This is a genomic window from Micromonospora sp. NPDC048040 (genome assembly GCF_055587185.1).
This window is the reverse complement of record NZ_JBVJGT010000066.1, coordinates 26,648-33,686: the sequence shown is the minus strand read 5'-3', so window position 1 is coordinate 33,686 and position 7,039 is coordinate 26,648. Positions and strand designations below refer to the sequence as shown.

Genomic DNA, 7,039 nt, shown 5'->3' with positions numbered 1-7,039 from the left:
TCCTCCTCCCCCCCCCCCCCCCCTCCCCCCCCCTACCCCCCCCCCCCCCCCCCCCCCAACCCACCCCCCCCCCCCCCCCCCACCCCCACCTCCCCCCCCCCCCCCCCCCCCCCCCCCCCCCCCCCCCGCCTCGCATCTACGTCACGGACCGCCACCTCCCTCAGGAGGCCGGGCGGCTCCGTCGCCGGGCCCCGGAAGGGGCCCAGCGCTCGCCTCGGGTTGCGCTGGCTGGTCCTGGGCCTCAGCGAGGCCGTCAGGTGTGGACGAATACTTGACGCGGAACGCAACGGTTTTCCAGTCGACCTCGAAGGCTCCGCCGTTCTTCTCGACCCGCCTGGCCAGCAGGTATGCGAGGGAAAGCAGCAGAATCGGGATCGCCAGGGGAGTGACCGCGGCGTAAACGCTCGCGGTGACTCCCACAGTCGCGGACCTAGCTGTTCGTCATGGGCATGCTCATACGCCCACCCTTTCGTACTCGATGCGGGGGTGTTGCTTCGCCGCGGCGAGTCGGTCTCAACAACCTGGGAGACCAGCCAGCCAAAGCCCAAGTGTCCGGAGGCAGGGCCAGAGAGAGCTGCTTCCGTCACGCAAAGACCCCGGTTTCACAGACCGGTGGCCGTCAGCCGTTCGGCGAGGCGCCAGCACGCCGTGGGCGCCAGGTCCCATAGTGCCGCCGTCGCTGCCTTGATCGGAACTGCTCTCCGCTGCGTTACGCTGTCGGCTGAACCACCGATGCTGGCTGCGGGCCGGTCGGGACGAGATCCCAACCGTGCTGAGGAGCCGACGGTGGACTTTCAGATCCCTTCGAGCCTCGACGGGCTCGACCTCGACGCGTTGACCGAGCTGGAGAACCAGGCAGTCGCGGCGTTCGATGCTCTCCGCGACGACACGGCCCTGGACGCCGACGGCCTCGCCCGGCTGCGCGAGCTCGCCGCCTTCGTTCAGTCCGTGCGTACCGAGCAGGCGCGGATCGAGCAGGCGGCCGAGCAGGTCGCCTCCGAGCTGGACGACCTGACCGCGACGGTGCACGGCGCTCCGGAGGGCGGCGATGGCGACGGTGACGAGGGCGACGGCGGCGAAGCCGAGGAGGAGCCGGCCGAGGAAGAGCCGGCGGAGGAGCGACCGGCGGAGGAGCCGGAGCAGCCGGCGCAGCAGCAGCCCACGCCGGTCGTCGCGTCGCTGGCGCGCCGGGCGGCCCGCCGTCAGCCGAAGCCGAAGGTGACCAGCGCCGGTAAGTCGGCGGTCATCAAGGCGGCGGCCGACGTGCCGAACGTGCCGCACGGGCACGTGTTCTCCTCGGTGTCGGAGGTCGCGTCGGCGTTCGACGACAAGTTCGCCGGCTTCCCGCGCGGGGTGGGCGTCGCGACCCGCATCAAGCAGAACGTGGCCCGGGTGGAGCTGCCCGTCGACCAGGCGCTCGTCGCCGGGGGCCGGGGCCTGACCGATATGGAGCTGGTGGAGCTCGCCGCGTCGGAGTCGCGGCTGTCGGGTGGCAACCTCGTCGCGGCCGGCGGCTGGGGTGCACCGTCGGAGACGCTGTGGGAGCTGTGCGAGGGCCTGGAGACGACCGAGGGTCTGCTGGACCTCCCTGGCATCACGGTCCCGCGCGGCGGCGGTATCAAGGTGCCGGCCAACCTGGACTTCCGGGACCTGTATTCGGGGATCGGCTTCGTGCAGACCGAGGCCGACAGCACCGCGGGCGTGGACAAACCCTCGTACCGGGTGCCGACGGTGAACTGGGCCGAGACGCGCCTCGAGGTGGACGGGGTGCAGATCGAGCAGGACATCGTGCAGAACGCGATCTGGCCCGAGCTGACCCGGGACGTGGTGCGGCGGACGCTGACCGCGCACGAGCACAAGATCAACGCGCGGCTGATCGCGCGGATGGCCAGCGCGCCGGGCCAGTCGCAGCAGTTCGCGCTGACCCTCGGCGGCGACGTCGACGGCGACGAGACGACCACCGCGCTGCTCGGCGCGATCTCCCTCGCCGCGACGGACTACCGGTACCGGTACCGGCTGGGTCGGCGGCAGCTCCTCGAGTGCGTGGCGCCGCTGTGGCTGATCGACTGGATCCGGGCGGACATGAGCCGCCGGGCCGGCGTGAACTACCTCGACGTGACCGACGAGCAGATCACGGCGTGGTTCACCCGACGGCACCTGCGGCCGCAGTTCGTCTACGACTGGCAGGACGGGTACGCCGACGCGGGCGGCATCGGCTTCGGCGGAAGCGCCGCCCCGGGCCAGTGGCCGGGCACCGCGGACCTGCTGATCTACGCGCCGGGCACATGGGTGAAGGGCTCCAAGCCGATCATCGACCTGTCGGCGGTCTACGACAGCACGAAGCTGAAGGACAACGAGTACATCGCGCTGTTCACCGAGCAGGCGACGCTGCTGGTGAAGCGGTGCTTCGTGTCCTACAAGGTGAGCGTGCCGCTGTGCCCGACGGGCGTCACCGGCAGCACCGTGGCGTTCGACTGCTCGGCGGCCTGAGCTACCCGTTTGGTCGGGGCCGCGCCCGCACCGGGCGCGGCCCCCAGCCGGTGAGGAGATGACGGGTGACGCAGCCCCTGGTGTATGTGGACGCCCCGGCGACGACGCCGTACCGCTTCGGGCTGTTCGCGGCAGCGGCCGTGGTCGACCCGGCCGACCAGCGCGAGTTCCAGGCCGGGGTGGAGTGGGAGCCGCTGTGCGTCGACGCGCCCGCGCCGACGAGCGCGGCGGCGGCCTCGGACCCGGCCCGCGCGCCGATGGCGCTGCCGGACGGGGTGCCGTCGGTGAAGTCGGCGGTGATCCGGCTGTACGCCGGCCTGACCGGCCGGTCGGTGGCCCGGCCGGATCTGATCGACCGGGCGCGGCGGGCGATGGGCCAGGTCGAGCAGCAGTCGCTGGAGCACTACGTGTGGACCGGCGAGGCGGGGAGCGACGAGTTCCTGGCGGCGGCCGACACGGAGGTCCTGGCGGGCTCGGACGTGGCGCCGGTGCCGCTGGAGGAGGGCGTCGGCCGGCTGGAGGCGCACATCGCGGACCGGGCCGGCGTGCTCGGCGCGCTGTGGGCGCCACGGTGGACGGCCGGGTGGTTCCAGGGCAAGGGCCTGACGCGGATCGAGGGTCCGCGCATGGTCGCGCCGCTGGGCGACCCGATCGTGTTCGCGCAGACGACCGGCGTCGGTCCGGGTGGCGCCGCGCCGGGCAACGACGAGGCGTGGCTGTACGCGACGGGGCCGGTGATGGTGCGGCGGTCGGCGGTGTTCCTGCCGAAGCTGCCGGAGGCCCTGGACCGCAAGGACAACGAGGTGTTCGCCGTCGCGGAGCGGTTCTACACGGTGGGGTGGAGCTGCACGACGGCGGCGGCGAAGGTCAAGCTGCCGGGCGTCCCGGCGTAGGAGGGTGACATGACGGTGATCTACCCGAAGGACCGTGCGGACGCGCAGGTCCTCGCGAAGCAGTTGCTGGCGGCGGCCGGCGACGAGCGCCGCTTCGAGGTGCAGACGACGACGGACGGCCCGGTGGGGCTGGCGTTCGACGTGCCCGACGACCTGGCGGACAAGGTGCTGAGCTCCGGCGACGGCCGGCAGCGTGTGGAGGCTCCCGCGGAGGCTGAGGCCGCCGCGCAGAGCACGTCGGCTGACGCCGGGGCCGACGGGTCCGGGGCGGACGCCGAGCCGGCGGACGGTTCCTCCCAGCCGCCGGCGAAGGCGTCCCGGTCGTCGCGCTCCTCGCGGAGCAGCTGACCGGAGCCCCACGTCCCGGGCCGCGCCGCCTCACCTGGTCTCTTCCCCGTGCCAGGTGGGGCGGCGCTTTCTGTGTGACCCGCTCCACGGTCCGAGGCGTACATAAAATCTGTATGCGAGGCTGAAATTCGCATACAATGAATGTGTACGTCACGCGCTACCCCTACAGGAGGGCTGAGAGATGGAGAAGCGGGTCAACGAGCTGGCCACCGAGTTCGGCGTCGAGGCTGAGGCCGTCGACCAGTGGGGCCTGATCGCCCAGCTGGCGCGGGCGGTGGTGGAGGCCGAGCGGGAGCTGGAGCGCCACGCGCGTGAGCTGACCGGCGCGACCGAGGACGCGGTGGTGACCGCGAAGGCGGGCGACCTGCGGACGTCGGTGCGCGGCGACCTGCTGGCCGCCGTGAGCGACAAGGCGGGGGCGGTGGACGCGGCGCTGATGAAGGTGGCCGAGCGGCGGCAGGCCCTGGCGCTCGTCGCCGAGAGCGTGAAGGCGGCGCGGCCGAAGCCGGCGCCCGAGCTGGCCGAGCGCGACCAGGTGACCTGGACGCTGGGCCGCACGGCGCACCGCGGCAAGGTCGACCAGGTGATCGACGGCCGGGTGTGGGTGATCGACGCCGAGAACGAGGTGACCTGGGTGCTGCTGGCGAACGAGGTGACGAAGGTCGAGCCGGCGAACCCGATGGAGCACGCCGACTGCCGGGGCTTCGACAGCCAGGAGGCGCACTGGCACTGCCACTCGCACGAGCTGTACGAGCAGCCCTGGTGAGCTGAGCGGCCTGACGCCCCTCGCGCCCCCCGTGGGCGCGGGGGGCGTCGTCGTTGTGTGGCCCGCTCCACAGCCCGAGGCGTACATAAAACCTGTACGCGGGCCTGGCGGTCGCATACAATGAAGTTGTACAGCAAGCCGCCCCGACTGCGTGAGGAGTGCCCGATGGCCAAGGAGATGAGCTACGAGATGCAGCGGACGATCGCCGCCCTGGAGGCGTTCACCGAGCACATCCGGTGGCGCGTCGTGTCCGGCGAGGGCCTGCTCCCGCGCGAGACGGAGGAGCAGGAGCGTGCCCGCATGGCCCACAACCGGCGGGTGCGCGAGCACAACGCGCGGGTGCTGGCCGAGCGCGAGCGGGTCGCCCGCGAGAAGCAGGCGGCGGCCAACCGGCGCGAGGTGGCGGCCGTGCGCAAGCGGCTGTGCGACAGCTGCTTCTGCGAGCTGCCGGCGTCGGGCGTGTGCGGCAACTGCTGACCGAGCGAGAGACGAGAGAGAGGAGCCGACCATGCGTGCCGAGCTGATCGAGCAGGCCCCGACCGCGGACCTGTGGGAGATCGTCCAGCTGAGCGAGGTGAAGGAAGGCGACGTCGTGTCGTTCGACCTCGCGGCCCTGGCCGAGAAGCGGGCGGAGAGCGTGGGCCTGCGCGTCGACTGGACCGACGTGTTCGCCGAGGCCCTGGCGGTCGCCGCCCGCGAGAACGTCGGCGCCCGCCCGGAGCTGGTGGGGCGCGGCCGGTGGGACGGCGGAGAGTACGCCGTCGTGCCGGACGAGCAGGGCGGGTGGGTGCGGCTGCACACGTACGACCTGAACACCGATGTGGTGGGCGGCCCGCCCGAGATGGAGCTGTTGCGACTGACGGCCTGAGCCGTCCGTGCGCCCCCGCAGCCGAGCTGGCTGCGGGGGCGCTGCCGTTCCCGCCGGCGGGCAGGCCGCCGGCAGTTCACGTGGAGGAAGAGCATGACGACAACGACGGTGGCGCGGCGCGCGAACGCCGTGCCGGCCGACCCGCGCGAGCACGCGCGGGCGATCGCCGAGGCGGTCGACGAGGCGTGGCACAGCCGGTACGGCGGCTCGCGGATCGAGGTGCCGATGAGCGTGGTGGCCGCGCTGGCGCTGGTGGCCCGGGAGGCGCCGGGCCCGGAGCAGCTGGACCGGCTGGGCGAGGTGGCCGAGCGCCTGGACCACGAGGGGTTCACGCTGCTGATCCAGCGGCTGTGGTGCGAGTTCGCGGCGCTGCGGCCGGACCTGAACCCGCGGACGAAGCACCTGTGGTCGTGGATCGACGACGAGCCGGACGAGACGACGCAGAGGGCGATTCACGCGGTCGGCCAGGCGGCGCTGCGGCGCGGGGTGCTCGGCCGGTTCGGGCCGGACGGGTGGGGCGACTACGACCTGCTGGGGACGCTGCTCCAGCAGATGAAGAGCCACGGCGGGCGGAAGGGCATCGGCCAGTTCCTGACGCCGGTCGACGTGACGGAGCTGCTCGGCCGGATGGCCGGGCCGAAGGAGGGCGATCGGATCCTGGAGCCGTGCGCCGGCACGGGCACGATGTTCCTCGGCGCGGCCCGGGCCATGCGGGAGAACGGCCTCGACCCGACGACGTGCGAGTGGTGGGCGAACGACCTGGACCCGCTCGCGGCGGCGCTGTGCGCGGTGAACTTCCACCTGTGGGGGCTGGGCTGGCGGGTGGTCGTCGGCTGCGGTGACGGCCTGCTGGACGTGTGGATGCACGAGGCCCTGGAGCACCGGCAGATCGCGATCGACGAGATGCGGCGGGCGTGGAAGCTCGCCATGCAGATCCGCGCGGTGCGGAACGTGCTGGAGCTGCCGACGCCGGAGGGCGACCTGGAGCGGCACCTGCGCCGGGCCCGGCCGAAGCCGCCGCCCCCGCCGCCGCCGGCGCCGGCGCCGGACTCGTCCACGTTCGACGCCGAGGCGGTGTTCCGGCAGGGCCGGCTGTTCTGAGTGGCCGGTCGTGTGACGTGCTACACAGCCCCCCGCGTACATAAAACGTGTACGCGGGGGAGTCGGTCGCATACAATGAATGTGTACAGCACGCGCACCCTGAGTAGCGGAGGCGGAGATGGAGAAGCTGGTGGAGCTCTTCGAGGTGACGGAGCGGCGTGGCGGGGCGATCTACCGCACCCGGTACGTGCGCGACGAGTGGGTGGACGTCGACGCCCGCGCGCCCGAGGGCTTCGTCTACGCCAACAAGTCGACGAGCTACGAGGGCCGGACGCTGCGGATGCGCCGGGCCTGACGGGGTGCCGAGGACGAGGAGAGGTTGAGATGGGCAAGAGGACGATCCAGGCCGGCAAGCGCGCTGCGGTGGAGTGCAGGCCGGGCGGCCACTGCTACGACGGCGAGAACCGCTGCGTGCACTGCCGCGAGCACTTCGGTGACGGGCACCAGCCGGACTGCCCGCACGTGGACGGGCCGGTCGACGAGTGCGACGCGCGGCCGGCGGACGTCGACTGGTGACTGCGCAGGCGGGGCTGGGCGGGTGCCCGGCCCCGGTGCGGAGTTCCTAGTGGGCTC

General features: G+C 72.7%; 9 protein-coding genes. All 9 read left to right on the top strand.

Going from position 1 to position 7,039, the window contains the following annotated elements; translation table 11 throughout:
* The first annotated feature begins 786 nt into the window (after window positions 1-786).
* The 9 genes from ACZ6O2_RS32460 (at window position 787) to ACZ6O2_RS32420 (ending at window position 6,982) form a co-directional block, all read left to right on the top strand.
* Window positions 787-2,490, top strand: a complete 1,704-nt coding sequence (locus tag ACZ6O2_RS32460) for a major capsid protein (RefSeq protein WP_466025623.1) — start codon at window positions 787-789, stop codon at window positions 2,488-2,490.
* A 65-nt stretch (window positions 2,491-2,555) separates the two neighbouring features.
* Window positions 2,556-3,383: a hypothetical protein gene (locus ACZ6O2_RS32455; RefSeq protein WP_466025622.1), complete on the top strand. Its 828-nt coding sequence runs from the start codon at window positions 2,556-2,558 to the stop codon at window positions 3,381-3,383.
* A gap of 9 nt (window positions 3,384-3,392) precedes the next feature.
* The gene (locus ACZ6O2_RS32450; RefSeq protein ID WP_466025621.1) at window positions 3,393-3,731 is read left to right on the top strand and encodes a hypothetical protein; all 339 of its coding nucleotides are present in this window, start codon (window positions 3,393-3,395) and stop codon (window positions 3,729-3,731) included.
* Between the two features lie 181 nt (window positions 3,732-3,912).
* On the top strand, window positions 3,913-4,497 hold the full coding sequence (locus ACZ6O2_RS32445) for a hypothetical protein (RefSeq protein ID WP_466025620.1): 585 nt from the start codon (window positions 3,913-3,915) through the stop codon (window positions 4,495-4,497).
* 165 nt (window positions 4,498-4,662) lie between these two features.
* Window positions 4,663-4,974, top strand: coding sequence for a hypothetical protein (locus ACZ6O2_RS32440; RefSeq protein ID WP_187691001.1), 312 nt, complete (start codon window positions 4,663-4,665; stop codon window positions 4,972-4,974).
* Between the two features lie 31 nt (window positions 4,975-5,005).
* Window positions 5,006-5,365 (top strand): hypothetical protein, encoded by a 360-nt coding sequence (locus tag ACZ6O2_RS32435; protein ID WP_466025619.1) that lies wholly within the window; start codon window positions 5,006-5,008, stop codon window positions 5,363-5,365.
* Window positions 5,366-5,458: 93 nt separating this feature from the next.
* Window positions 5,459-6,466 (top strand): N-6 DNA methylase, encoded by a 1,008-nt coding sequence (locus tag ACZ6O2_RS32430; protein WP_466025618.1) that lies wholly within the window; start codon window positions 5,459-5,461, stop codon window positions 6,464-6,466.
* A gap of 118 nt (window positions 6,467-6,584) precedes the next feature.
* On the top strand, window positions 6,585-6,761 hold the full coding sequence (locus tag ACZ6O2_RS32425; RefSeq protein WP_466025617.1) for a hypothetical protein: 177 nt from the start codon (window positions 6,585-6,587) through the stop codon (window positions 6,759-6,761).
* 29 nt (window positions 6,762-6,790) lie between these two features.
* On the top strand, window positions 6,791-6,982 hold the full coding sequence (locus ACZ6O2_RS32420; RefSeq protein WP_466025616.1) for a hypothetical protein: 192 nt from the start codon (window positions 6,791-6,793) through the stop codon (window positions 6,980-6,982).
* Window positions 6,983-7,039 lie beyond the last annotated feature (57 nt).